Origin of the sequence: Streptomyces sp. NPDC006463 (assembly GCF_042870715.1) — a bacterium.
Taxonomy (GTDB): Bacteria; Actinomycetota; Actinomycetes; order Streptomycetales; family Streptomycetaceae; genus Streptomyces.
This window is the reverse complement of the sequence record NZ_JBIAHP010000001.1, coordinates 402,610-423,640: the sequence shown is the minus strand read 5'-3', so window position 1 is coordinate 423,640 and position 21,031 is coordinate 402,610. Positions and strand designations below refer to the sequence as shown.

Sequence of the window (21,031 nt, the reverse complement as noted above, 5' to 3'; positions counted from 1 at the left end):
AGCTTTCGCCGACCCAGCCTGTCGACCGGCGGCGGGGCCTGGCCCGGCGGCTCCATACGCTGCTCGCCTTCGACGGCGTGGTCCCGTCCTGCGACTGCTACCCGCCCGCCGCGGCCCGCACCGCCGAGCGGCTGGGCCTGCCCGGCCCCGCAGCCGAAGCCGTCGCGAACGCCTGCCGCAAGGACCTGACCCGCCGGGTACTGGCCCGGGCCGGAGTGGCCGGCCCGCGCTTCGCCGTATGCGCCGACACCGCCGAGGCCGTCACCGCCGCCCGCCGGACCGGCTACCCGCTCGTCGTCAAACCGGCCGACCTGTGCGCCGCAATGCTGGTCCGCGAGGTACGCGACGAACGCGAGCTGGACCGGGCCTGCCGGGCGCTCGCCGAATTCCCCGTCAACGCACGGGGACAGCACCGCGCTCCCGTCCTGCTCCTCGAAGAGCTGCTCACCGGCCCGAGGTCAGCGTCGAGACCGTGGCTCAGCCTGCGCCTCGCCGCGGCCGTCGGCTCCTGTGCCGTGGAACCGGGCGCCCTGCCCGCCGCCGCGCTCGACGTCTGCGTGGGCGCCACCGTCGCCGACCTGCTCGGGCATCCGCTGTTGCCCGTACGGATCGCCGCGCTGGACCTACCTCATGCACGTACGCCCGCACACCCCGGCAACGGCGCCCGCCCGTACGCGATCTCGGCCGAGAGCTCGCTGCACCGCTCCCGGGCGCGCCCGCGCCGTGGCCGACCTGCTCCCTCAGGCCGGCGTCGAGCGGGTCCTGGTGGTCGGCGTCGTCAACTCCCTGCTGGAACAGCTGCGCGAGCGCGGAGTCCGTACGCCCCGTGCGACCTCAAGGGCGGCGCCACCGAATGGGGCGAGCCCGTCCTGACCGGCACCTCACGCCGAGCTGGAGCGCTGCGCCGCCGTCCTCGACTCCGGCATGACCCTGGGCAACGGGAGGCGCCACGCCGATGACGGTCAGCGGCGGCTGTTGAGGAACCCGATGGCGACGGCGGCCCACCAGGCGACCTGCGAGACGGTCGCGGTCAGGGCGCCCCGGAGCAGGAGCGCGCGGGTGGCGGGCCGGCCGCCGAGGGCGGCCAGCCGGCGGTGCAGGACGCCCGCCTGCACGCCGTTCAGGGCCAGGAGCAGGACGAGGCCGAGTTTTACGCAGGTGAGGGGCGAGGAGAGGTCCGGGTGGAGGAAGGCCCCGCTGGCGATGAGCCCGGCGAGCCCGGCCCAGACCGGCACGTGCAGGGGGGTGGTGCACTCGACCACGTCACGCAGCGACTTGCGGCCGCTGAGCCAGAGGGCCCCGTAGTAGTCGATCACGAGGACCGCGCCGAAGCCGATGACGAGGGAGGCGAGGTGGACGAAAAGGGCCACGGTGTGGAGCACGGCGTCGGCCCGGAGGTGGATGGCCACCCAGGTGCTGGCTCCCCATCCGGCGCACACGGCGAGCGAGGCCAGGGCGGGTGCACACCACTGCGGAACCTGGAGGAGATCGGACGGCTGCCCGGATCTTCGTCGGATCGAGGCGGCATCTGCGGTGGACATGGTGCTCCGATGGCGGGGGAGGTGCAGGCGAGGGTGGGCCCGCGCCTTTGACGGCGCGAGCGAAGGTAAGGCTGCCCTAAGCGTTAAATTTCGTCAACGTGGAGTGACGTGGCGTGTTTCCGCCCCTCTGGGCCACACGCTGCGTGCACGTCTCGCGACGCACCGGCTGCACCTCGCGCCGTCGGCGTCCCTGGGCTTGACGGGAGCGCCTCACGCCACCCGGGGGCCGGAAGGTCCGGGGCCGAAGTCGTGCTCGAACCCCTCGCGGAACCCGGGCCGCGCGACCGCCTTCTCGAAGGCGCGGGCGGCGCGGGCGAGAGCGGCCTCGTTCTCCTGGGCGGCGGCCAGTTCGGCCAGGTACGCGGGCAGGCTCAGCCCACGGGCCGCGGCGAGTGCGGCGAGCCGGTCGTGGACATCGGTGTCGACCTCGACTGTGGTGGTGTCAGCCATGGTCCGAGTATGCGCGGTCCGCAGCGGCGGCGGGGTGGTTACGGCTCCGGTTACGGGGCAGGCGCGATGTGCGGCGGGAAGGACCCGCTGCCCGATCGACCGGAGGAGTTGTTTTCGCGTGACTGAGCACGTGTGGAGCTACCGGCCGACCGCGCGCCATCTTGCGGGCACCGACCTCAGCGGCTGGAAGGTCGAGGCCACGGACGGCGGCATCGGCAAGGTGGACAAGCACAACGACGAGGTCGGCGACGCCTACCTGGTGGTGGACACCGGTGTGTGGATCTTCGGGAAGGAAGTCCTCATCCCGGCCGGCGCCGTGACCGACGTCGACCTGGAGAACGAGACCGTCCACGTGGACGCCACCAAGGAACAGATCAAGGCAGCTCCGGAGTTCCACCGCGAGAAGCACCTCGGTGACGCCGGCTACCGGGAGGAGCTGACGACGCACTACGGCATCGGAGGCCCGTACGGCGGGCCGCTCGGCGGTCCGTTCGGCGGTTCCCACCGCGCCTGAGGCAGGCCCCGGCCGCACCGCCTTGGCGGGGCACGGCCGGGACGGGGATCAGCGGCCGGACCGACGCGTCACAGTGAGCACGTGTTGACGGTGTCGGTCCCGGCCGGGGCCCTGGGAACCGTGCGGCCCGGTGGCGGGGCGGCGCCCCGCGCCATCCACGCGGCCAGCGCGTCGAAGCCCGTCTTCAGGCACGGCGACATCGGCCGGACCAGGGACGGGAACGCCTTGTACAGGCCGTCGGAGTGGGTGCCGTCGGTGATCCGGTAGTAGCGGTGCAGGTCGCCCCGCCCGGAGTCCTCGACCATCCTCGCGTAGACGTCACCGCTCCTGGAGATCGGCAGCAGGGTGTCGAGCGTCCCCTGGAGGGTGATCAGCGGTTTGCCGATGCGGCCGGTCAGAGACAGCCGCTCCACCGCCTTGTGGACGCGCGCGGGCCGGTCCGCGTAGACGTAGTCGGTGTCGCAGCCCTGCCCGGCGCCCGCCGGACAGAAGGGGGTGCCGGCCTCCCGGTCGCCGTCGTAACCCGGATCGATCTCCTCGCGCATGATGCGCTGCAGCGAGTCCCACTGGTTCTTGTAGTGGAACTCCCACATCGGTTCGGACGCGGCCGGATATCCGGCGGCCACCATCTCCTCGAACAGGAACTCGTGCGCGAGGGGATCGCCTCCCTGCTCGGCATCCAGCCCGGAATCACCGTCACCGGGGCCGTCCCGGACGGACTCCAGGCCGTCGAGGCGGCGGTGTCCGACCGCCCCGACGTGATCCTCATGGACGTCCGGATGCCCGTCATGGACGGGGTCACCGCCGTGGGCGTACTGGCCGAGCGCGCCCCCGACTGCCGGGTGATCATGCTGACGACCTTCGACGACGACGAGTACGTGGTCCAGGCGCTCGCGGCGGGCGCCGTCGGCTACCTCCTCAAGAACCTGCCCTCGGCCGAACTGGCCGCGGCCGTACGCCTGGCACACGCCGGAGTCGCCCAGCTCGACGCGGCCGTGGCCGGCCGGCTGGCCGCCGGCCTCGCCCGCGCCCGCCCGGCGTCGGCGGAGCCCGCGCCACAGGTCCCGGAAGGTCCGGGCCCCGAGGTCCTGACCGCGCGGGAGACCGACGTACTGCGCCTGATCGCCACCGGATCGACCAACCGCGAGATCGCGGGCCGGCTCTACCTCAGCGAGGGCACGGTCAAGAACCACATCTCCCGGGTCCTGTCCCGCCTGGGCCTGCGCGACCGCACGCACGCCGCCATATACGCCCGCGACCACGGCCTCCTGTAGCGTCCGGTGGCCCGCCGAGCCGGGACCGTACGGCTCAGACCTATCGCGGAGCGGGTTCGAGCAGGTTCTCGCGCAGGGCGGCGACGAGGGTGTCGTCCACGCCGAGCAGGTCCGCCGCGTACTCCCGTACGGACCCGTGTTCGCGGGTCACGGCCGCGAGGAACAGGCTCATCACCTCGGCGGGCGCCCGGCCGTAGCCCGGCCAGAGAGGCTCCTGGCCGGGGTGGTCGGCCCGCCAGTCCGCGAGCAGCCGGGCGGTCGCGAGCCCGGTGAGGGCGAAGTCCTCGACGATGGCGTCCTCGGGGACCCCCAGCAGGGCCAGGACCAGCGCCGCCAGCAGACCGGTGCGGTCCTTGCCGGACGCGCAGTGGAAGGCCACGGGGCCGTCCTGGCCGGCGATCACCTCAAGGGCGGCGCGCAGTTCCACGACGCCGTCGTGGGCGACCTCCATGTACCGCTCGGCGAGGTACGGCCCGGTCTCGACGTCCGGGCCGAGGGAAGGCTGGTCGTAGGGCCGGTGCTCGATGCTGAGGTGGTGATAGGCGAGCGACGGATGCTCGGGCACCCTGCCCTTCGCGTCGATCTCCCAGGAGTACCGCAGGTCGATGACGGCCTCGACGCCGAGTTCCAGGAAGCGCTCCCAGTCCGGACCCCGCAGCTTGCCGAGGGAGTCGGCGCGGAACAGCCGGCCCCACCTCACCGCGTGCCCGCCGTCCGCGGTCGTATAGCCGCCCAGATCACGGAAGTTGTGCAACCGCTCGAACGATATGTGTCTGTCCACACGCGGACTCTATGCGGTGATCGCTCAGCCTGCCCAGCGCCCGCTGAGGAAGGTGACGGCGACCGTCGTGGCCAGCGGGGCTGCGACGCACAGGTAGGCGCTCTGCACCCGGGGGCGCCGCAGGCTCCAGGAGGCCAGGCCGATCCACAGCGGCCACCACAGCAGCGTCGAACGGGGAACGGACGTGTACCAGTAGGAGGTGCCCAGCGCCCACAGGGTGAGGCCGGTGTACAGGGCCTCGGGCCAGCGGCGGCGGCGTACGAGCAGGATCAGGAGCACGACGCCGACCAGCATGGCCAGGAGCTCGGCCTGCCACATCAGCGCGTAACCGGTGGGGTGGACGTGGTGGAAGGCGGCGTCCCAGGTGTTCGCCCAGGCTTCCCACGGCGAGTGGAACTCCCGGTACCAACCGCGTTCCTGGGCGTGCTTCCAGGCCATCCAGTCCCCGGTCCGCGCGTGCAGGTACCAGCTGAAGAGCGCGGGGGCGAGGGCGGGGAGGCACAGCCAGGGCGCCGCGCGCCAGGCGCGTCGCCCGCGCGCGGTGAGGGCGAACTGGAGGACGAGCGCGCCCACCAGGAAGAGCCCGGTGACCCGCACGGAGCAGGCGAGGCAGGCCAGGGCGGCGGCCGCCGGCCAGTTCCGGCGCAGGGCCGCCAGCCACGCGGGCAGGGCCAGGGCCAGGAACAGTGCCTCGGTGTAGCCGGCGGTGAGGAACACGGCACAGGGCGAGCACAGGAAGAACAGCACCGTCCGCCGCCCGGCGTCCAGGTCCGGCAACTGGAGGCGGGCGATGCGGGCCAGCGCAAGGACGGCGACCCCGCCCGCGACGAACGAGATCAGCGCTCCGGCCGCCGCCCAGTGGGGGACGACCGCGTGGACCGCGCGCAAGGTGAGGGGGAAACCGGGGAGGAAGGCCTCCCTGTTGTCCCAGCCGGCCGTCCAGGGACCGGCCCGGCCGGGGAAGTAGCCGTCCCTGGCGATGTGGAGGTAGTGCCACCAGTCCCACTGCTGCCAGGGGGACAGGAGCGAAGGCGGCCGCCGTGTCTCGCCGTCGGCGGGGAACAGCCAGCGGACGGATTCCGCCGTGGCCCACAGGCCCACGCGGGTCAGCAGGTAGAGCCACAACACCTCGCGGTCCGCACGACCGGGGCGCCACGGGAACGCCCGGCGCGTGGCGGGCCTGCCGGGCGTTTCGACGGGCCGGGGCGGGGCGGAAACGGACATGTCGGGATCTCCTGATCGGCAGAGGGCACGCGGAACCGCCGGCCGTGGTGGCGGGGCCGGTGTCCGCCGTCGACGGGGCGGGCGGGGCTACGGAGCGGGCTGCGTGGGGGTGGGGGACATCCCCGGATCCGCTGTCGCGGAGGGAGGGGCGGCCGGCGTCGTGGTCGTGCTCGGGGAGGTCGGCAGGGGGGTCGGCAGGGAGGTCTTCAGGGGGGACGGCGGTCCGGGAGAGGGGGTGGGAGTGGTCGCCGGGAGGGTCGGGCCCGCCTCGCGCGGCAGCACGCTGTCCAGGGCGACCCCGGACCCGCCGAGGACGAGGCAGCAGGCGACGGCGATGCCGGCGATCCGGCGACGCCGGGCCCGCTCGCCGCGCCGGGTGATGACGGAGACGGGCGGCAGGCCGGCCCCGGACCGCCCCGCGGAGGCCGCTTCCCGGAACAGGGACCGCAGCGGATCGTGGGAGTCAGGCATCGGGAGCCTCCTCAATGCGGGGGTCCTGCAGTTGGCGGGAGAGGGCGGCCCGGCCCCGGGTCAGGTGCGTCTTGACCGTGCTCGCGGACAGGGAGGTCTCCGCGGCGATCTGCTCGACCGTCAGATCGCACACGTAGTGCAGGGCCAGCGTCCGGCGCTGCTTGGCGGGCAGGTGCCGCAGCGCCTCGACGAGCGCGACAGCCTCCGGCCCCGGTCCCTCCACATGGCCCGCGGGGGCACTGCGCTGCCAGGCGTCGGCGGTACGGCGGCGTACGCGCCACCGGCTCACCGCGAGCCGCCACGCGACGGTGCGGATCCATGCCTCGGGCCTGCCGTCGTGGTCCAGCTGACGCCGGCGTCCCCACCCCCGGACGAACGCCTCCTGCACCACGTCCTGCGCCTCATGGTGATCGCCGAGCATCACGTACAACTGGCCTGTCAGCCGTCCCGCCGCCTGCGCGTAGAACTGTTCGAACTCCTCGACGGTCAAAAATCGCTCCCGGATCCATGTGTCCCTCTCACGGGGCATACGCCCGCCGCACCGGATCCGGTTGACACGGGACACCGGGAACTCGTGTGAGTGCCGTCACAGGCGGGCCGTGGCGGAACTCAGCGAGCGGTCCCGTGGAGCCGCTCCAGGAGGGACAGTTCCGTCTCGGAGAGGCGCAGTGCGCCCGCGGCCACATTGGCGGCCAGGTGATCCGGATTGCCGGTGCCGGGGATGGACAGCACGTGCGGTCCGCGGTGCAGCGTCCACGCGATGCGCACCTGCGCCGCGCTCGCCCCGTGCGCCCGCGCCACCGCGAGCACCTCCTCCCTCTCCGCGCCGGTCACGCCGGCCTGGCCTCCGGCGCCCGCGATCGAGTAGAAGGGGACGAACGCGATCCCCAGCTCACCGCAGGTACGCAGCAGCTCGTCCTGCTCGGGCCGCACGCCGAGGCCGTACGGATTCTGTACGCACACCACGGGCGCGATGGCCCGCGCCTCGGCGAGGTGTCCGGGAGTGACGTTGGAGATGCCCAGGTGGCGGATGAGCCCGGCCTCGCGCAGCCGGGCCAGCGCGCCGAAGCGTTCGGCGATCGAACCGGTCCCGACGACGCGCAGGTTCACCACGTCGAGGTGGTCGCGGCCGAGCTGGCGCAGGTTCTCCTCGACCTGGCCGCGCAGTTGCTCCGGGGTGGCGTGGGGCGCCCACTCGCCGGACGGGTCCCGGCCCGGCCCGACCTTGGTGGTGATGACGAGGTCGTCCGGGTAGGGGGCCAGTGCCCGGTTGATCAGTTCGTTGGCGGAGCGCAGGGGGGAGAAGTAGAAGGCCGCGGTGTCGATGTGGTTCACGCCGAGCTCGACGGCGCGGCGCAGTACGCCGATGGCCCGGCCGCGGTCGCTCGGCTCGGCGTCGGTCCTGAACGCCTCGCCGTTCTGCGGCAGGCGCATCGCGCCGAAGCCCATCCGGTTGATCTCCAGGTCGCCGAGCTTCCAGGTACCCGATGCCGCTGCGTTGATCGTCTCTGAGGTCATGCCGGAATGATCGCCACGAGATACGCTCGCCACCATTGATTCAGCTCCAACCGAATCCTACGAGGTGGTCTTCCTGCAGGAGTTGGTGTTCTCCGCGAGCGATCTGGCGCAGACGCGGTTCGCCGTCTCGCCGATGTGGGAGGTCGGGACCAGCTTCCGGCTGCTGAGCTCCGGCTCCGCCCATCCCGTGCACCGGACCTGGGCCGAGCAGGTCCGGCCCAGGGTGGCGGCCGCCGGCCTCGACCGGGGCTGGCTCGCCGAACTGATCCCGCCCTCCGGCTACGTCGCCGACTTCCTCAACCCGGCCCCGGCCGGACCGGCCCCCACGCTGGCGGGCGAGCTGGCCGCGATCCTGGCCGCTCCCGCCGCCCGGGTCCGCCACGACCTCGACCGCCTGGCCCGGGAGCAGGGGCGTCAGGGGTCCAGATCACGGAGCCTGTACGCGGATCCGGAGGCACGCCTGCCCCGGGTCGTGGAAGAGATCGAGACGTACTGGGAACTGGCCCTCGCCCCCTACTGGGCGCGGATCCGGTCGGTGCTCGACGCCGACGTCTTCCACCGGGCCCGGCAGGTCGCCGAGTACGGCGCGGCCGGCCTGTTCAAGGACCTGCACCCCTCGGTGAGCTGGGACGCCGACGAGCTGCTGCTGATCCGACGCCGGTGGGCCATGTCCCGTAAGACCGCGGGGGCGGGGCTGTTGCTCATCCCCTCGGCGTTCACCGGACCCGGGGTGCTCACCCGGGTGAGCCTGCCGGAGCCGCCGCAGCTCGCCTATCCGGCGCGCGGTGTCGGCGCCCTGTGGGAACCCCGGCCCGTCGCCAGGACCGCCGCGGTCGCCGCCGTACTCGGCCGCTCCAGGACCCTGCTCCTGACCGAACTGGAAAGCCCGGCCTCCACCACCGAACTGGCGCACCGTACGGGTCTTTCCCCGGCAGGGGTGTCCCAGCACCTCACGGCCCTGCGTGACGCGGGCCTGGTCACCGCCCACCGGGCCGGGCGCTCGGTGCTCTACGCCCGCACCTCGGTCGCGGAATCCCTTCTCGCGCCGGCCCCGCCGTAGTCGGGGCGAATCGGGGTCAGGCAGGCTCTTCGAGTACGGACAGCACGTTGCCCGCGGGGTCCTTGAACCAGGCGATCGACGGCATGCCTTCCCCCTGCTCCCTGACGATGCCCTTGGCGTCGTGGTCGAAGCCCGGATAGCGCTCGAAGCCCACGCCGAGCGCCGTGAGTTCGTCGACGGTCTTCTCGATGTCGGTCACCGGGAAGTTGAGCACGGTGAAGTCCGCCGCCCGGTGGTTGTCCTTGGGGTACAGCAGAACGGTCCCGCCGCCCCCGAGGTTCAGGAAGAGCATGCCGTTCTCCTCCGAGACCCGCAGGCCGAGCGTCCCGCCGTAGAACTCCTTGGCCTTCCCGACGTCGTCCACAGAGAACCCGCTGAATGCCTTGGTGTCCTGGAACATGATCACTCCCATGTGCCGCAGCGTCCCTTTCCCATCTTCCTCCCCGCGGTGTCAGCCCGCCTCGGGGCCGAGCGGGCCCAGCACGTCCTGAAGGCTCTGCCCCGTCCCGTTGTCCCGGACCGCCGGGTCCACTCCGGCGGCCAGCAGGGCGGCCACGCCCGGGGCGTCACCGTGCCGCGCGCGTTCGAAGAGTTCTCGCCGCAGCGGCCGCAGGGCGCGCGGGAGCCGGCCCCGCCCCGAGGCCCAGGCCTGCTGTACGGCGAAGCAGCCCGCGACGGCGCCGCCGAAGGCCCGCATGGCCTGCTCGCGCTGCTGTTCCCGCGCGCTGTGCGGGATCCGGAGTTCCCCGTCGCGGAAGGCGATCAGGTGCCACTCGCCGCCGCACCGGACCCGTACCGGCTCCAGGGCGGCGGGCGGTCCGGGTGGCCCGTACGCCGGACCCGCGGCCGGGAAGAGGGCGGCCGTCACCAGCGGATGGAGTTCCTCCGGTGCGACGCGCCCGGTGCGGACCAGCTGGAGGTCGGGCAGGCGCCGCCACGCGGTCCGCGGGACCGTGGGCGCGGAACTGTGCCGGTAGAGCTCACACGCGCGGGCGCGGAGCGGGACGTGAGCGCCGGGGCCGGCCGGCTCCAGCAGGACGTTGCCGCCGTACGCGCCGGGAATCCGGAACCGGTCGGCGACACCGGCCGAGAGCAGGCGCCGTACCTCACGGTCCATTCGGGGCAGGTCCAGGGGAAGCCCCGCGATGACGTCCGGAGCGCGCGGCAGGATCGTCAGATCCGCGTCGATGCCCACTGCGGCGAAGGCGCCGGCGATGTCCCCGCGGGCCTGGAGGACGGCGACCCACTCCTCCCGCGCGGCCGGATCGGTGGCGGCGGGGTCGGTGGCCGCGGGGTCGGTGTCGGGCAGCTCCCGTGGTCCGAGCGGGGTGCCGTCCGCGTGGAAGAAGGGGAGCCGTCCCGCGCCGCCGCACCGCTCGCGCAGCTCCGGGGCGTGCCGGGCGTCCCAGAGGTGGCGCGTCAGGGTCCAGTCCTCGACGACGCCACCGCTCCTCAATTCGGGGGCTTCGGCGGCGAGGAAGTCCAGGACCAGCCGCTGCGGACCGTCGTACCGCGCGGGGGTGATAACGGCCAGGTACGCCGCCTCCGCGTCGGCCGGGGAGCCGTGGCGGGCGAGGAGGATCACCCGGCGCGGAGCCAGCACGGTGCCGTACGCGAGCCGGGGCAGGTGCCAGCGCAGCAGGTCCGGGGCCAGGTGTGCGAGGTCGTCCGCGACGGAGTCCCACACAGCGGCGCCGTAGTGCTCCATGATCCGCACCGGGTCGAGGGCGACGTCCACGGCCGAGACCGCACAGGCGGACCGCCAGTCGCCGGCCGACCGGGCCTCGGTCGCGCCCTCGATCATCCATCGCGGTACCGCGTACCGCCGGGCCAGGTGCCACAGGGCGAGCTCCTCGACGGGCAGCCCGCCCACGAGCGGTTTTCTGCTCACAAGTTCATCGCCGATCGGGGGAGGAGCGGGAGGGAGACAGGGCCGGTCGGATTCGAACCGACGTCCTCCGGCTGTGCAGGCCAGGTGCGACGACCTCTGCGCTACGGCCCTGCCGCGGTGATCGTAACGAGCGACGACCGAGATCGACAGGTAGGAAATTTCCTACGGTTGACGCGTAGGGGATTACCTACCTATCGTGGAGCCATGAACATCACGCACGCCTCCTTCGTCACTCTCCCCGTCGCCGACCAGGACCGGGCCCTCGCCTTCTACACCGACGTTCTCGGCTTCGAGCTCCGCGCGGACCGCCAGGTCGGGCCCGTGCGCTGGCTCCAGGTCGCACCGCGGGGCGCGCAGACCGTCTTCACGCTTTCCGGCCCGGGGATGGGAGATTTCACGCCCGGCTCCGCCCGGGGGATCATGTTGGTGACGGCCGATGTCGATGCCGACTGCGCGCGGCTCGTGGCGGCCGGGGTCGAGGTGAGCGGTCCGGACGACGCCCCCTGGGGGCGGATGGCCGGTCTCAGTGACCCCGACGGCAACGGCCTGATGCTGCTCACGGAGAAGGAAGGCTTCTAGACCCATGATCACGACGGCTGCCGACGAGGACCGCGTGTTCGCCGCGCTCGCCAACGGCACCCGCCGTGAAGTCCTGCGACTGCTGCGCGAGCGAGGCCCGCAGCCGGTCCAGTCCCTCGCCGACCACTTCGACATGCGCCGCCCCAGCCTCTCGGAGCACCTGAAGGTGCTGCGGGAGGCCGGGCTCGTCTCGGAGGAGCGCGCCGGCCGCCAGCGCATCTATCGCCTGGAGGCCGCGCCGCTGGCCGACGTGCAGGACTGGCTGCATCCGTACGAGCGGTTCTGGCGGGACCGCTTCAAGGACCTCGGCGAGCTCCTGGACCGCCTGCCGGACGATGAGACATGACTCCAGCATCCGACCACGACCACGACCACGACCACGACCACGGCCGCGACCACGGGCGCGACGCTGGGCACGGCCTCGAAGCCGCCGGCCCCGACGACCTCACCACCGTCCGGGTCGACCAGTTCCTGCCGCACCCGCCGGCCAAGGTCTGGCGCGCCCTCACCGAACCCGAGCTGATCGCCCAGTGGCTCATGCCGTCGGACTTCCGCCTGGAGGTCGGCCACCGCTACACGATGACCTCGCTGCCGCGCCCGAACACGGGCTACTCCGGTACGACGGCGGCGGAGGTCCTCGCCTACGAGACGGGACGGATGCTCTCGGTCCGCTGGACCGACGCCTCCGCCGCGAACACGGCTGACTGGACCATCACGTGGACCCTCGAACCGGAGGGCCGCGGGACCAGGCTCTTCCTCGTCCACGAGGGCTTCGACCCGGACGACCCGGCGCAGATGGCGGCCCGCAAGATCATGGGCGGCGGCTGGCGCGGCCACGTCATGGACGCCCTGGGCGCCGTACTGGACCGGCTCTGAAAGAAATGACGAAGGCCCGGATCCGTGAGGATCCGGGCCTTCGCCGTTCAGTAGCGGGGACAGGATTTGAACCTGCGACCTCTGGGTTATGAGCCCAGCGAGCTACCGAGCTGCTCCACCCCGCGTCGGTAGACACCAGCCTACGGCACTGCGGGGCCGTCGCCGACCACCCCGGTACGAGGGCGGCCCAAATCGGATGGCAACGCCCGGCCGGGCCGCGACAATGCGTCCATGCGCATACGAGCAGCACGCCTCGACGAAATGCCCCTCCTCCAGGACATCGAGAGGGCGGCCGGGCTGTGCTTCCGGGACATCGGCATGCCCGAGATCGCCGACGACGAGCCGCTCCCGCTCGATGAACTCGCCCGCTACCAGCGGGACGGGCTGGCCTGGGTCGCCGTCGACGGGGCCGACGCCCCCGTCGCGTATCTGATCGCCGACCCCGTAGACGGCGGCCTCCACGTCGAGCAGGTGTCGGTGCACCCGGACAGCGCGCGCCGCGGTGTCGGCCGGTCCCTGCTGGACCACCTGGCGGACCGGGCCGCGCGCGACGGCGTGCCGGCGCTGACCCTCACCACCTTCACCGACGTCCCGTGGAACGCCCCGTACTACGAGCGCTGCGGGTTCCGGCCGCTGGCCGAGGGCGGGCTCACGCCCGGCCTGCGGGAGATCCGCGAACAGGAAGCGCGGCACGGCCTGGACCGGTGGCCGCGCGTCTGCATGCGCCGAGCCCTGTGATCAGGCCTCACGGCACCTGCCCGCGGTGGGCGAAGAGGTCCGCGGCGCGTCGGAGAAAAGCAGTTGCAGCCTTGGCGCCCGGCTGACAGCCTGCCGCGGTGAACCGCGAAATGATCTCTCTTCTGGCCCATACCCACCACCCCATCGCCGCACCCCTCTCGGACAGTTCGGTGCACGGTCTGCTGGAGCGCGGCCTGCCGCGCGGCGACGAACGGGTCCTCGACCTCGGCTGCGGCGGCGGTGAGTGGCTGCTGCGCTGCCTCGACATGCACGCGGGCGTCCGCGCCCACGGAGTCGACATATCGGAGCCGGCCCTCGACCGCGCCCGGTCCGCCGCGGACCGGCGCGCCGTCGGGGACCGCCTGACGCTCCACCACGGACCGGCCGAGGAGCACACCTCCGAGGAGCCCTACGACCTCGTCCTCAGCGTCGGCGCCGCCCACGCCTTCGGCGGCCTGCTGCCCACCCTGGAGGCCGCCCGGAAGCACCTCGCCCCCGGCGGGCACGTACTGATCGGCGACGGCTACTGGCAGCAGGAACCCTCCGCCGAAGTGGTGGAGATGATGGGCGACTTCGCCGATCTCGCGGGCACGCTGGAGAACGTCACCGCAGCCGGCTGGACGCCCGTGTTCGGCCACGTCAGCAGCCGCGAGGAGCTCGACAACTACGAGTGGTCCTGGACCGGCTCCCTGGCCGCCTGGGCGCTGGACCACCCCGAGGACCCCGCCGCCGCCGACGCCCTGGCCACCTCCGCGCTCCACCGGCGGGAGTGGCTGAGCTCCTACCGTGAGTCGTGGGGCTTCGTCACGCTGCTGCTCCGGGCGGACCAGCCCCGCTGACCGAGCCGGTCAGCGGCACAGGACGGGCACCTGCTGGACGAGGTTGTTGCCGAAGCCGCCCCGGTTCCAGGGCTGTTCCAGGGGCTGGGTGCGGCCTTCGGCGTCCGTGGCGCGGGCGAGGAGGGTGTGACTGCCGGGCGTGGCGGTCCAGGTGATGTGCCAGGCCTGCCAGGCCCAGCGGTGCGCACCCTGCGGCGCGAGATCGGCCTCGCTCCAGGAACCGCCGCCGTCGGAGCTCACCTCCACCCGGGCCACGGGCCCGTATCCCGACCAGGCGCGCCCCTCCAGCCGGACGGGCCCGGTGGACACGACGCGGACGCGCGACATGAAGTCCGGGAATCCCGGCGGGACCATCAGCGCGCGCGGCGCGATCCGTGTCACCGGCTCGCCGGGGTCGTCCGGATCCTGCCGGTAGCGGTAGGCCACCACCTGCTGGAAGCCCGTGAACGGGGCGTCGACCAGCGTGATCTCCCGCAGCCACTTCACGTGCGCCATCCCGTACCAGCCGGGGACGACCAGGCGCAGGGGGCAACCGTGCTGCGGCGGCAGCGGCAGGCCGTTCATGGCGTACGCGATCAGCACCTCCGGATCGTCCCCGGTGGCGACCGGCAGCGGCAGGCTGCGCCGGTAGTCCTGCTCGACCCCGCGCTCCACGCCGTGGTCGGCGCCCGTGAAGACGGCTTCGACGGCGTCCCGCTCCACACCGGCCTCGGCGAGGACGGCCCGTAGCGGGACGCCCGTCCAGTCGGCGGTGCCCACCGCCTCGACGAGCCAGGGCTGGCTGACCGGGCGCGGAGAAAGCCGGGCCCGGCCGTTGCCCGCGCACTCCATGGTGACCCGCCGGGTGACGGCGGGGAGCGCGCCGAGGGACTGCGGGGTCAAGGTCAGCGGCGTACGGACCCGGCCGCCGACGGTGAGGTGCCAGCCGTCGGCGTCCGCGGCCGGGATGTCGTAGTGGACCAGCACGTAGTGCAGGCCCGCCGGGGTGAGCTCGTAGCGCAGGGCCTCCAGGGGAAGGCCGTGGTTGCGGGCGGCGAGCGCCAGTTCCTCGTGGGTGAGGCCCTCACCGGGGTCCGCCACCCGCGCCGGTGTGCTGACATCGCTCAGGGACGCCTCCATGCCCCCATGGTCCCGCTCCTACAGGTTCCGTACAAAGCGGAGGCCCGGGCGGCCGTCCACCTCCGTCTCGCCGGCGGGGATGAACCCCGTACGAGCCAGTACGGCGCGTGAGCCGGCGTTGTCGAGCGTGGTGACGGCAGTCAGCGAGGTCAGTCCGTACTCCGCACCGGCCAGGCCGCAGATCTCGCGGACGGCCGATGTGGCCAGCCCCCGGCCGGCGGCCCGCTCGGCGATCCGGTAGCCGAGCTCGGCCGAACCGTCCGCCACGTCGACCAGGTTGACCCGCCCCATCACCTCTCCGCTGTCGCTCACGAGGAGGTGGAAGAGGCATGCCCCCGTGGCCTGCTCGGCCAGCAGCGCGCGGTGGCGGGCGTCGAAGTCGGTGAAGTAGCCGTCGCCGCGGTCGGGTAGCGACGCGGCGAAGTAGGCCCGGTTCTCCCGCTCGAACGCGAGCAGGGCGTCGGCGTGATCGGGGCGCAGGAGCTGGAGCCGGACCTGGTCGTGAGAAGAGGACATGCCCGGATGCTACGCAAGGCTCCCGGCCGTCGCGCTGACGGGCCCGGAGCCCGAAGTGTGCTCCGTACGAGTTCTCTTGGGGTGCAGTTCGGCCGCAGAGCCGAGTTCATGATCATCATTTTGGCTCCCGATCGTTTTGATACTGCCATCCGGCCGTGTGAGACCTGGGAGGGCTGTGTGGCTATGTCACCGACGCGAGGAAAGCGACCGACGAAGGCGTTGGGCGTGGTGGCCGCCGTGACGGGGGCCGTGCTGGTGGTAGCGGCGGCGCCGGGCCGCGGTCAGGGCGAGGACACCGTGGGGTCCACGGCGGGGAGCCGGCCGAAGGAGGCGGCGGTCACGCTGCTGGTCGGCCGGGCGGTGGACGAGGGCGCCGGGGCGTCCGCGGGACGGTGCGCCGTCCACACGTTCCGCCCGGGCCTGTGCGGCGGCTGGCGGGAACAGCGGGTCCGGGCCACCTCCCGCGGCACGGGATCCGTCCTGCGGATGCGGGCACTCGGCGACGCCTCGCGCGCCGCCCGAGCGGACGCGCTGCCCACCGACGCCGACGCGCCGCTGGAGATCGCGCTCGCGGACCGGGGACGGCTCACCGACGTGACCGTGACGGACGGGCACGGCCGCCACCTCGCCGGCGAACTCGGCGCGGGCAGCGGGTACTGGCTGAACACCGAACCGCTGCGGGCGGGGGAGACGTACACCGTGCAGGTCGGCGCCCAGGACGGGGCGGGCACTCCGGTCGGGGTGACCATGGCCTTCAGCACCGCCCCGCCCGCCGACGGGGGCCGCCTGACGGCCGAGTTCGGTCCCCGCCCCGGCACGTACGGCGCGGGGGAGATCGTCACGGCGGAGCTCAGCCGGCCGGTGCCCGCCGACGACCCGCTGGCCCGCGCCCGGGTGGAGCAGGCGCTGCAGGTGACCTCCGAGCCGCACGTCGAGGGCGCCTGGCACTGGGTCGACGGATCGACCCTCCACTACCGGCCGCGCACGTACTGGCCCGCACACACCGTGGTCCGCGTGAGCAGCGGTCTCGACGGGGTCGAGGTCGGCGACCTCGGCTACGGAGGCCCCTCCGAGCCGTTGGAGTTCACCGTCGGGGACCGGATCGAGGCCCTGACCGACTCCGCCACCCACGAGATGACGGTACGCCGCAACGGACGGGTGATCAGGACGATCCCGGTCACCACCGGGAAGGCGGGGTTCAGGACGCGCGCCGGCATCAAGGTGGTGCTGGGCAAGGAGCCCAAGGTGCGGATGCGCGGGGACACCGTCGGCATCAAACGCGGCACCACGGAGTTCTACGACCTGCCCGTGCTCTACGCGACGCGCGTGACGTGGAGCGGCGAGTACATCCACGCCGCGCCCTGGTCGGTCGAGGCGCAGGGCGAGGAGAACGTCAGCCACGGCTGTACGGGCATGAGCACCGAGGACGCCGCGTGGTTCTTCGACACGGTGCGCGAAGGGGACATCGTCCAAGTGGTCAACAGCGGCGGTGCGAAGATGGCCCCGTTCGACAACGGCTTCGGTGACTGGAACCTGGACTGGCCGGCCTGGCTGGAGGGCAGCGCCCTGGCCGCCACCGACGGCGCGCGGCCGCAGAGTTCACCGCTCTCCCCGTCGCGCCTGCACCCGACCACCTGATCCGGGAACGCCGATTCGGCGGCGCCGGATGCCGTCCGTTGGCATCATGGTCGCGCCGGGTCGGTGTGGACGGGGTGGGGTGGCGGCGCCGTGGGCGGTAGGGAAATACACGCGCGGGATCTGCCGCAGCGAGAACTGGCGGAACAGGTGGCCCTGCTCGCGGACCGGGCCGGGGCGGACTCGGCGGCCTCGCTGATCCGCCGCGCCGCCCGCCGGGCCGAGTCACCACTGGCCCGCATCTGCGTCATCGGCGGCAGCAACGTCGGCAAGTCACGCCTCGTCAACGAACTGATCGGCACGGACTGCCTGCCGGTGTCCGTCCACGCGACGGACGGGCCGCCCGTCGTCGTACGCCCGACCGGCGCCGAGGGGCCGGAGGAGGCCGACTCCGAGGAGGCCGAGCCCGCGGACGCGGTGTCGGAGGGGCGCCGTACCGTACGTCTGCAGGTGCCGGCCGATTCCTGGCCGGCCCGGGTCGGTGTGGAACTCGTGGACACCCCCGGCTGGGAGGGCTGGTCCGGCGTACGGCAGCCCGACAGCGCCGCCCTGGCCAGGATCGTGGCCGATTGCGACGTGGTGGTCGTGGTCACCGAGGCGCGCCGCGCGATGCTCGCCACCGAACAGGCCAGGATCAAGGCGCTGGCCGCCGCCCCGCACACGCCACCGCTCGCGATCGTCGTCACCAAGCTCTCCGAGGTCGAGGACGAGGCGGCCGAGATCCTGCGGCGGGTCAGCCACCTCGCGGGACAGCTGGCTCCCGAGGCGCTGGTGCTGTCCGGACCGGTACGCGCACCCGGCACCTCCGGCACCCCGGGCCCGGCACCCGGCGCGGAGGCCGCCGCCCCGGACGGGGTCGACCAGCTGCGCTCGGCGCTGGCGCAGCTGGCCGGCGTCCGACTGCGCCGGGCGTTACGCACGATCCGCCGGCTGTACCTGCTGGCGGCCAGCTGCGACCTGGTGGCGGAGGCGGCCGGCCGGGCGCTGACGGACGCGCACTGGACCGACCCGGTCAGGGCCCGCGCCGCGCAGATCTGGCACACGGCGCACGAGAGCGCCCGCTTCCACTGGATCGTGCTCAGCGCCGATGCGGGGGAGTGGCGCGCCGCGCTCGTGGCGACGATCGCCGCGGAGGCACGCCGGCGCCGGGCCGCCGCGTCACGCGAACTCGCGGCGCGCTTCTCCCGGATGCTGGAGACCCCGGAGGAGCAGCACTTCATCCGGCTGCACGCGATCCCGTACACGGCCGAGGCCCTGCAGCACTTCGAATCCTGGATCACCGTGACCGTCGACCGGGTGCTCGAACAGGACACCGGCCGGCTGCGCGACGTACTGCTGCGCAACCGGCCCGGCGAGGAGCTGTTCCAGGGCCTGGCAGTCCCACCCGCCCAGCGGGTCGTGCCGACGGCGGCGCTGCCCGGGGTGGCGGGCACGGCGGCGGCCGCGGAATCGCAGGACGCGACGGGCTGGGACGCCTCCTGGCTGCCGGAGTTCGTCGGCACCGCCATCGAGAGCGTGCTGACACCCGTCTCCACCGAGGTCGTCGCGCAGATCGCCGGGGCGGCCGGCACGGCACTGGTGACCGAGGCGCTCGAACACGGCCAGGCGGAGCGGCGCGAGCGCACCATCGACGATCTGGAGCGGATCGTCGAAGCGGCCTTCAGCGAACAAGTGGCCCGTACGGACGCGCGGATCGGCCAGGTGTACGAGCGCCTGCTGAGCCAGGCCCGGGACCGCGACGAGCAGTGGTGGCGGCTGCACACGACGGCGGTCGCCGCCCAGCCGGACTCGATCGGACACTGGCGTTCACTCCAGAGCACGGCGCGGTCGCTGAGCCGGTCCGTGCACGCTCACCTATCCCTGCTGGAAGGGGCCTGATGGCGCACGACAACCGGCAGTTGGCGGCCGGCCAGGAATCACCCGCCGTGCAGTTCCGCGGCTGGAGCGACAACATAGGCACACTGCGCTCGTACTATCAGAGCCTGCAGCAGGTGGCCGGTGAGGCGGCGGCGGCCATCGCACCGCCCGGAGCCCCGGGCGGACTGCTGGACCTCGGCATCAACGGGGCGGTCTTCGAACGCGAGACCTTCCGCATCATGGTGCTCGGCGAGTTCAGCAGCGGCAAGAGCACGCTGATCAACGCCCTTCTGGGGAAGAAACTGCTCCCCACCAAGGCCAATCCGGCCACCGCCTTCACCACGGTCCTGCGCTGGGGCGAGACCGAGCGCGCCTGGCTGTACCGGGACGCGGACCGGCGGGGCGGCGAGAAGGCCGTCACGACGGAGGAGTTCAAACGAGAGGTCTCCCTCCAGATCGACGCGCACGGAGCGCCGCGGACCCCGTCGTTCGCCCTCGCCGTCGTCGAGCAGCCGCTGGAGCTGCTGCGCAAGTCCGTGGAGATCGTCGACTCGGCCGGGATCAACGAGAGCCCGGACCGCGAGCTGGTGACCCTGCGGTACCTGGAGGAAGTGGACGCCGTCGTCTTCGTCACCGACGCGGGACGGCCGTTCACCCTCCACGAGACCGAGAACTACCTCACGCGCGTCAAGAAGCTCGGGCACCGTGACATCTTCTTCGTGGTCAACCAGTTCGACCGGATCGAGGAGGAGGAAAGGGCCGAGGTGATGAGCCGGTGCCGCAACGCGGTGGCCGAGCTCTCGGGGGACAGCGGCTCGGCCGGCGCCTCCAACGTGTTCTTCGTCAGCGCTCTCCAGGCACTGAAGTCGCGGCTGGACGGGGACGAGGAGGGGCTGCGGGCCTCGGGGATCGGAGGGCTGGAGGACGCCCTGGAGGTCTTCTGCATGCGCGACGCGGCCCGGGTGAAGTTCGTCCGGCTCGCCGAGTTCCTGCGGCACAACGCCGTGAACCTGCGCGTGCGGCTGCACGACGAGGGCGCGATCCTGATGAAGTCGACGGCCGAGCTCCGCGAGCTGCTCGACCGCAGCCAGGCCACCCAGGACCAGCTGCGCGCCAGCGCCGACGCGATCCGCGACATCGTGTCCACCAGGGTTCTCGACATCGAGAACGAACTGCAGCTGAAGTTCAGCGCGTTCCTGACCGCAATCAGCGGCGAGATCGCCAACTGGCACGTCACGACCGGGCCGGGGCGCCTGAGCCGGGCCGTCCGGTCCTTCACCAAGGGCGGCCGCGTGGCGGCCCAGCACGAGCTGCGGGAGGCGTACACGGTCCAGCTCCAGGAACGCATGCAGGTCTTCTGCACGGAGAGCCTCGACCGCCTCATCGAGCAGCGCCAGGCGGATCTGCTGCGCCAGCTCGAACCGCTGATCCAGGCGCACGCGACCCTCCTCGACAAGCTCCGTGCGGAGCTCACCGGGGCGCAGTCGGTCCGGGACCAGGACCATCTGCTCTACACGCTCGCGGTCGTGGCGGGTAAGGGCGACGGCCGCGGCGGGCGGTACCACCAGGACGACGTGCCGCTGTTGTTCCGTCCCAGCTCGCTCATGGCGATCGGCGCGGGCACCGGTGCGGCGGTCGCGGGCGGTGCGGCCGTGGCCGCCACGGCCGGCCTGATCACCCTGGGGCTGGCCATGCCGCCGGTCGGCATCGCGGCGGCCATTGGAGCGGCCGTCGGACCGCTCATGGCCTCCGGCGCGGTCCTCTTCGCCGACGGCAAGCTGCAGTCCCGTGCGGCGCAGGAGTTCTCCGACCACGTGAGGGATTCGGCGGGCCTGACCGCCCGTCAGTACGCGGACAGCCGTGCCGCCGATCTGCGGGCCGTGTGGGGCGGCATCAGCGGAGCGCTCCACACGCAGCTGCAGGACCTCATCGGCATCGTCCAGCGCAACATCGAGGAGTCCCGGTTCGACGAACAGTCCAAGGCGGGGCTGAGGGACCAGCTGTACGTGTACGAGCAGCGGATCACGGAGGTGGAGCAGCTCATCGGAGTCTTCCTCCAGCCCTTCGTGTCGGAGGCGGAGCGCGAGCAGGCTTAGTGGCGGGCGGCGGCGTGGCAGGTGGAGAAGAGGCGGCGGCGGACCGATAGTG

General features: G+C 72.8%; 23 protein-coding genes, 2 tRNA genes and 2 pseudogenes. 13 read left to right on the top strand and 14 right to left on the bottom strand.

All coding sequences use genetic code 11. The annotated features are described in order from the left end of the window. Positions 1-47: 47 nt before the first annotated feature. Positions 48-478 (top strand): annotated as a pseudogene (locus ACFYOB_RS02085) (acetyl-CoA carboxylase biotin carboxylase subunit family protein); the annotation flags it as partial. Beyond that, a pseudogene (locus ACFYOB_RS02080) lies at positions 477-942 on the top strand (hypothetical protein); the annotation flags it as partial. The pseudogenes ACFYOB_RS02085 and ACFYOB_RS02080, both read left to right, overlap by 2 nt. Before the next feature lie 20 nt (positions 943-962). On the opposite strand, the gene ACFYOB_RS02075 reads toward ACFYOB_RS02080, so the two are convergent. Together ACFYOB_RS02075 and ACFYOB_RS02070 are read right to left on the bottom strand one after the other, a co-directional pair. Next, positions 963-1,541 carry a hypothetical protein gene (locus ACFYOB_RS02075; RefSeq protein ID WP_388553195.1) on the bottom strand — a complete coding sequence of 193 codons (579 nt, stop codon included), beginning with the start codon at positions 1,539-1,541 and terminating at the stop codon, positions 963-965. Positions 1,542-1,751: 210 nt separating this feature from the next. Then, entirely contained in the window at positions 1,752-1,991 is a 240-nt protein-coding gene (locus ACFYOB_RS02070) for an antitoxin MazE7 (protein ID WP_388553192.1), read from the bottom strand. Between the two features lie 118 nt (positions 1,992-2,109). On the opposite strand from ACFYOB_RS02070, the gene ACFYOB_RS02065 reads away from it, so the two are divergent. Continuing rightward, complete coding sequence (locus ACFYOB_RS02065; RefSeq protein ID WP_388553190.1) at positions 2,110-2,505, top strand: PRC-barrel domain-containing protein; 396 nt, start codon at positions 2,110-2,112, stop codon at positions 2,503-2,505. 68 nt (positions 2,506-2,573) lie between these two features. Here the strand turns inward: ACFYOB_RS02065 and ACFYOB_RS02060 are convergent, their stop codons facing one another. After that, positions 2,574-3,134, bottom strand: coding sequence for a 3-hydroxybutyrate oligomer hydrolase family protein (locus ACFYOB_RS02060; RefSeq protein ID WP_388553187.1), 561 nt, complete (start codon positions 3,132-3,134; stop codon positions 2,574-2,576). An 18-nt stretch (positions 3,135-3,152) separates the two neighbouring features. Between ACFYOB_RS02060 and ACFYOB_RS02055 the strand changes: the two genes are divergently transcribed. Beyond that, positions 3,153-3,779 carry a response regulator gene (locus ACFYOB_RS02055; protein ID WP_388553184.1) on the top strand — a complete coding sequence of 209 codons (627 nt, stop codon included), beginning with the start codon at positions 3,153-3,155 and terminating at the stop codon, positions 3,777-3,779. Between the two features lie 40 nt (positions 3,780-3,819). On the opposite strand, the gene ACFYOB_RS02050 is transcribed toward ACFYOB_RS02055, so the two are convergent. The 5 genes from ACFYOB_RS02050 to ACFYOB_RS02030 form a co-directional block, all read right to left on the bottom strand. Next, positions 3,820-4,560 (bottom strand): tyrosine-protein phosphatase, encoded by a 741-nt coding sequence (locus ACFYOB_RS02050; protein WP_388553181.1) that lies wholly within the window; start codon positions 4,558-4,560, stop codon positions 3,820-3,822. Positions 4,561-4,584: 24 nt separating this feature from the next. Beyond that, on the bottom strand, positions 4,585-5,784 hold the full coding sequence (locus tag ACFYOB_RS02045; protein ID WP_388553179.1) for a mannosyltransferase family protein: 1,200 nt from the start codon (positions 5,782-5,784) through the stop codon (positions 4,585-4,587). Positions 5,785-5,871: 87 nt separating this feature from the next. Further along, the gene (locus ACFYOB_RS02040; RefSeq protein WP_388553176.1) at positions 5,872-6,255 is read right to left on the bottom strand and encodes a hypothetical protein; all 384 of its coding nucleotides are present in this window, start codon (positions 6,253-6,255) and stop codon (positions 5,872-5,874) included. Further along, positions 6,248-6,745, bottom strand: coding sequence for a SigE family RNA polymerase sigma factor (locus tag ACFYOB_RS02035; RefSeq protein ID WP_388553173.1), 498 nt, complete (start codon positions 6,743-6,745; stop codon positions 6,248-6,250). Before ACFYOB_RS02035 ends, ACFYOB_RS02040 begins: the two co-directional genes overlap by 8 nt. Positions 6,746-6,864: 119 nt before the next feature. Further along, positions 6,865-7,773: an aldo/keto reductase gene (locus tag ACFYOB_RS02030; RefSeq protein WP_388553170.1), complete on the bottom strand. Its 909-nt coding sequence runs from the start codon at positions 7,771-7,773 to the stop codon at positions 6,865-6,867. Between the two features lie 133 nt (positions 7,774-7,906). Here ACFYOB_RS02030 and ACFYOB_RS02025 point away from each other — a divergent pair, with 133 nt between their 5' ends. Then, positions 7,907-8,833, top strand: coding sequence for a DUF5937 family protein (locus ACFYOB_RS02025; protein WP_388554002.1), 927 nt, complete (start codon positions 7,907-7,909; stop codon positions 8,831-8,833). Positions 8,834-8,849: 16 nt separating this feature from the next. Here the strand turns inward: ACFYOB_RS02025 and ACFYOB_RS02020 are convergent, their stop codons facing one another. The 3 genes from ACFYOB_RS02020 to ACFYOB_RS02010 all read right to left on the bottom strand — a co-directional run bounded on the left by ACFYOB_RS02020 (position 8,850) and on the right by ACFYOB_RS02010 (position 10,835). Beyond that, entirely contained in the window at positions 8,850-9,233 is a 384-nt protein-coding gene (locus ACFYOB_RS02020; RefSeq protein WP_388554000.1) for a VOC family protein, read from the bottom strand. 51 nt (positions 9,234-9,284) lie between these two features. Then, positions 9,285-10,724 carry an ankyrin repeat domain-containing protein gene (locus tag ACFYOB_RS02015; RefSeq protein WP_388553168.1) on the bottom strand — a complete coding sequence of 480 codons (1,440 nt, stop codon included), beginning with the start codon at positions 10,722-10,724 and terminating at the stop codon, positions 9,285-9,287. A 37-nt stretch (positions 10,725-10,761) separates the two neighbouring features. Beyond that, positions 10,762-10,835 (bottom strand) — tRNA-Cys (locus tag ACFYOB_RS02010). Between the two features lie 93 nt (positions 10,836-10,928). On the opposite strand from ACFYOB_RS02010, the gene ACFYOB_RS02005 reads away from it, so the two are divergent. The 3 genes from ACFYOB_RS02005 to ACFYOB_RS01995 are packed head-to-tail and all read left to right on the top strand — an operon-like array spanning position 10,929 to position 12,179. Further along, the gene (locus ACFYOB_RS02005) at positions 10,929-11,303 is read left to right on the top strand and encodes a VOC family protein (protein ID WP_388553165.1); all 375 of its coding nucleotides are present in this window, start codon (positions 10,929-10,931) and stop codon (positions 11,301-11,303) included. 4 nt (positions 11,304-11,307) lie between these two features. Continuing rightward, positions 11,308-11,649 carry an ArsR/SmtB family transcription factor gene (locus tag ACFYOB_RS02000; RefSeq protein ID WP_388553163.1) on the top strand — a complete coding sequence of 114 codons (342 nt, stop codon included), beginning with the start codon at positions 11,308-11,310 and terminating at the stop codon, positions 11,647-11,649. Further along, positions 11,646-12,179, top strand: a complete 534-nt coding sequence (locus tag ACFYOB_RS01995; RefSeq protein ID WP_388553160.1) for an SRPBCC domain-containing protein — start codon at positions 11,646-11,648, stop codon at positions 12,177-12,179. Before ACFYOB_RS02000 ends, ACFYOB_RS01995 begins: the two co-directional genes overlap by 4 nt. 51 nt (positions 12,180-12,230) lie before the next feature. Here ACFYOB_RS01995 and ACFYOB_RS01990 read toward each other — a convergent pair. Next, positions 12,231-12,304 (bottom strand) — tRNA-Met (locus tag ACFYOB_RS01990). Between the two features lie 106 nt (positions 12,305-12,410). Here ACFYOB_RS01990 and ACFYOB_RS01985 point away from each other — a divergent pair. Together ACFYOB_RS01985 and ACFYOB_RS01980 are read left to right on the top strand one after the other, a co-directional pair. Beyond that, positions 12,411-12,917: a GNAT family N-acetyltransferase gene (locus tag ACFYOB_RS01985; protein ID WP_388553158.1), complete on the top strand. Its 507-nt coding sequence runs from the start codon at positions 12,411-12,413 to the stop codon at positions 12,915-12,917. Between the two features lie 98 nt (positions 12,918-13,015). After that, positions 13,016-13,756 (top strand): SAM-dependent methyltransferase, encoded by a 741-nt coding sequence (locus tag ACFYOB_RS01980; protein WP_388553155.1) that lies wholly within the window; start codon positions 13,016-13,018, stop codon positions 13,754-13,756. A 9-nt stretch (positions 13,757-13,765) separates the two neighbouring features. Here ACFYOB_RS01980 and ACFYOB_RS01975 read toward each other — a convergent pair whose 3' ends face one another. Together ACFYOB_RS01975 and ACFYOB_RS01970 are read right to left on the bottom strand one after the other, a co-directional pair. After that, on the bottom strand, positions 13,766-14,875 hold the full coding sequence (locus ACFYOB_RS01975; RefSeq protein ID WP_388553152.1) for a sulfite oxidase: 1,110 nt from the start codon (positions 14,873-14,875) through the stop codon (positions 13,766-13,768). Between the two features lie 18 nt (positions 14,876-14,893). Then, complete coding sequence (locus ACFYOB_RS01970; RefSeq protein WP_388553149.1) at positions 14,894-15,391, bottom strand: GNAT family N-acetyltransferase; 498 nt, start codon at positions 15,389-15,391, stop codon at positions 14,894-14,896. Positions 15,392-15,616: 225 nt separating this feature from the next. On the opposite strand from ACFYOB_RS01970, the gene ACFYOB_RS01965 reads away from it, so the two are divergent. The 3 genes from ACFYOB_RS01965 to ACFYOB_RS01955 all read left to right on the top strand — a co-directional run bounded on the left by ACFYOB_RS01965 (position 15,617) and on the right by ACFYOB_RS01955 (position 20,979). Continuing rightward, positions 15,617-17,029 carry an Ig-like domain-containing protein gene (locus tag ACFYOB_RS01965; protein WP_388553146.1) on the top strand — a complete coding sequence of 471 codons (1,413 nt, stop codon included), beginning with the start codon at positions 15,617-15,619 and terminating at the stop codon, positions 17,027-17,029. 90 nt (positions 17,030-17,119) lie between these two features. Then, the gene (locus ACFYOB_RS01960) at positions 17,120-18,904 is read left to right on the top strand and encodes a dynamin family protein (RefSeq protein ID WP_388553143.1); all 1,785 of its coding nucleotides are present in this window, start codon (positions 17,120-17,122) and stop codon (positions 18,902-18,904) included. After that, on the top strand, positions 18,904-20,979 hold the full coding sequence (locus ACFYOB_RS01955) for a dynamin family protein (RefSeq protein ID WP_388553140.1): 2,076 nt from the start codon (positions 18,904-18,906) through the stop codon (positions 20,977-20,979). Before ACFYOB_RS01960 ends, ACFYOB_RS01955 begins: the two co-directional genes overlap by 1 nt. The last annotated feature ends 52 nt before the right edge of the window (positions 20,980-21,031 follow it).

Bases quoted from the DNA above. Each gene is read 5' to 3' on its own strand.
- ACFYOB_RS02075 (WP_388553195.1), bottom strand. From the start codon at position 1,541: ATGTCCACCGCAGATGCCGCCTCGATCCGACGAAGATCCGGGCAGCCG.
- ACFYOB_RS02070 (WP_388553192.1), bottom strand. From the start codon at position 1,991: ATGGCTGACACCACCACAGTCGAGGTCGACACCGATGTCCACGACCGG.
- ACFYOB_RS02060 (WP_388553187.1), bottom strand. From the start codon at position 3,134: ATGGTGGCCGCCGGATATCCGGCCGCGTCCGAACCGATGTGGGAGTTC.
- ACFYOB_RS02045 (WP_388553179.1), bottom strand. From the start codon at position 5,784: ATGTCCGTTTCCGCCCCGCCCCGGCCCGTCGAAACGCCCGGCAGGCCC.
- ACFYOB_RS02040 (WP_388553176.1), bottom strand. From the start codon at position 6,255: ATGCCTGACTCCCACGATCCGCTGCGGTCCCTGTTCCGGGAAGCGGCC.
- ACFYOB_RS02030 (WP_388553170.1), bottom strand. From the start codon at position 7,773: ATGACCTCAGAGACGATCAACGCAGCGGCATCGGGTACCTGGAAGCTC.
- ACFYOB_RS02025 (WP_388554002.1), top strand. From the start codon at position 7,907: ATGTGGGAGGTCGGGACCAGCTTCCGGCTGCTGAGCTCCGGCTCCGCC.
- ACFYOB_RS02020 (WP_388554000.1), bottom strand. From the start codon at position 9,233: ATGTTCCAGGACACCAAGGCATTCAGCGGGTTCTCTGTGGACGACGTC.
- ACFYOB_RS02005 (WP_388553165.1), top strand. From the start codon at position 10,929: ATGAACATCACGCACGCCTCCTTCGTCACTCTCCCCGTCGCCGACCAG.
- ACFYOB_RS02000 (WP_388553163.1), top strand. From the start codon at position 11,308: ATGATCACGACGGCTGCCGACGAGGACCGCGTGTTCGCCGCGCTCGCC.
- ACFYOB_RS01995 (WP_388553160.1), top strand. From the start codon at position 11,646: ATGACTCCAGCATCCGACCACGACCACGACCACGACCACGACCACGGC.
- ACFYOB_RS01985 (WP_388553158.1), top strand. From the start codon at position 12,411: ATGCGCATACGAGCAGCACGCCTCGACGAAATGCCCCTCCTCCAGGAC.
- ACFYOB_RS01975 (WP_388553152.1), bottom strand. From the start codon at position 14,875: ATGGAGGCGTCCCTGAGCGATGTCAGCACACCGGCGCGGGTGGCGGAC.
- ACFYOB_RS01970 (WP_388553149.1), bottom strand. From the start codon at position 15,391: ATGTCCTCTTCTCACGACCAGGTCCGGCTCCAGCTCCTGCGCCCCGAT.
- ACFYOB_RS01955 (WP_388553140.1), top strand. From the start codon at position 18,904: ATGGCGCACGACAACCGGCAGTTGGCGGCCGGCCAGGAATCACCCGCC.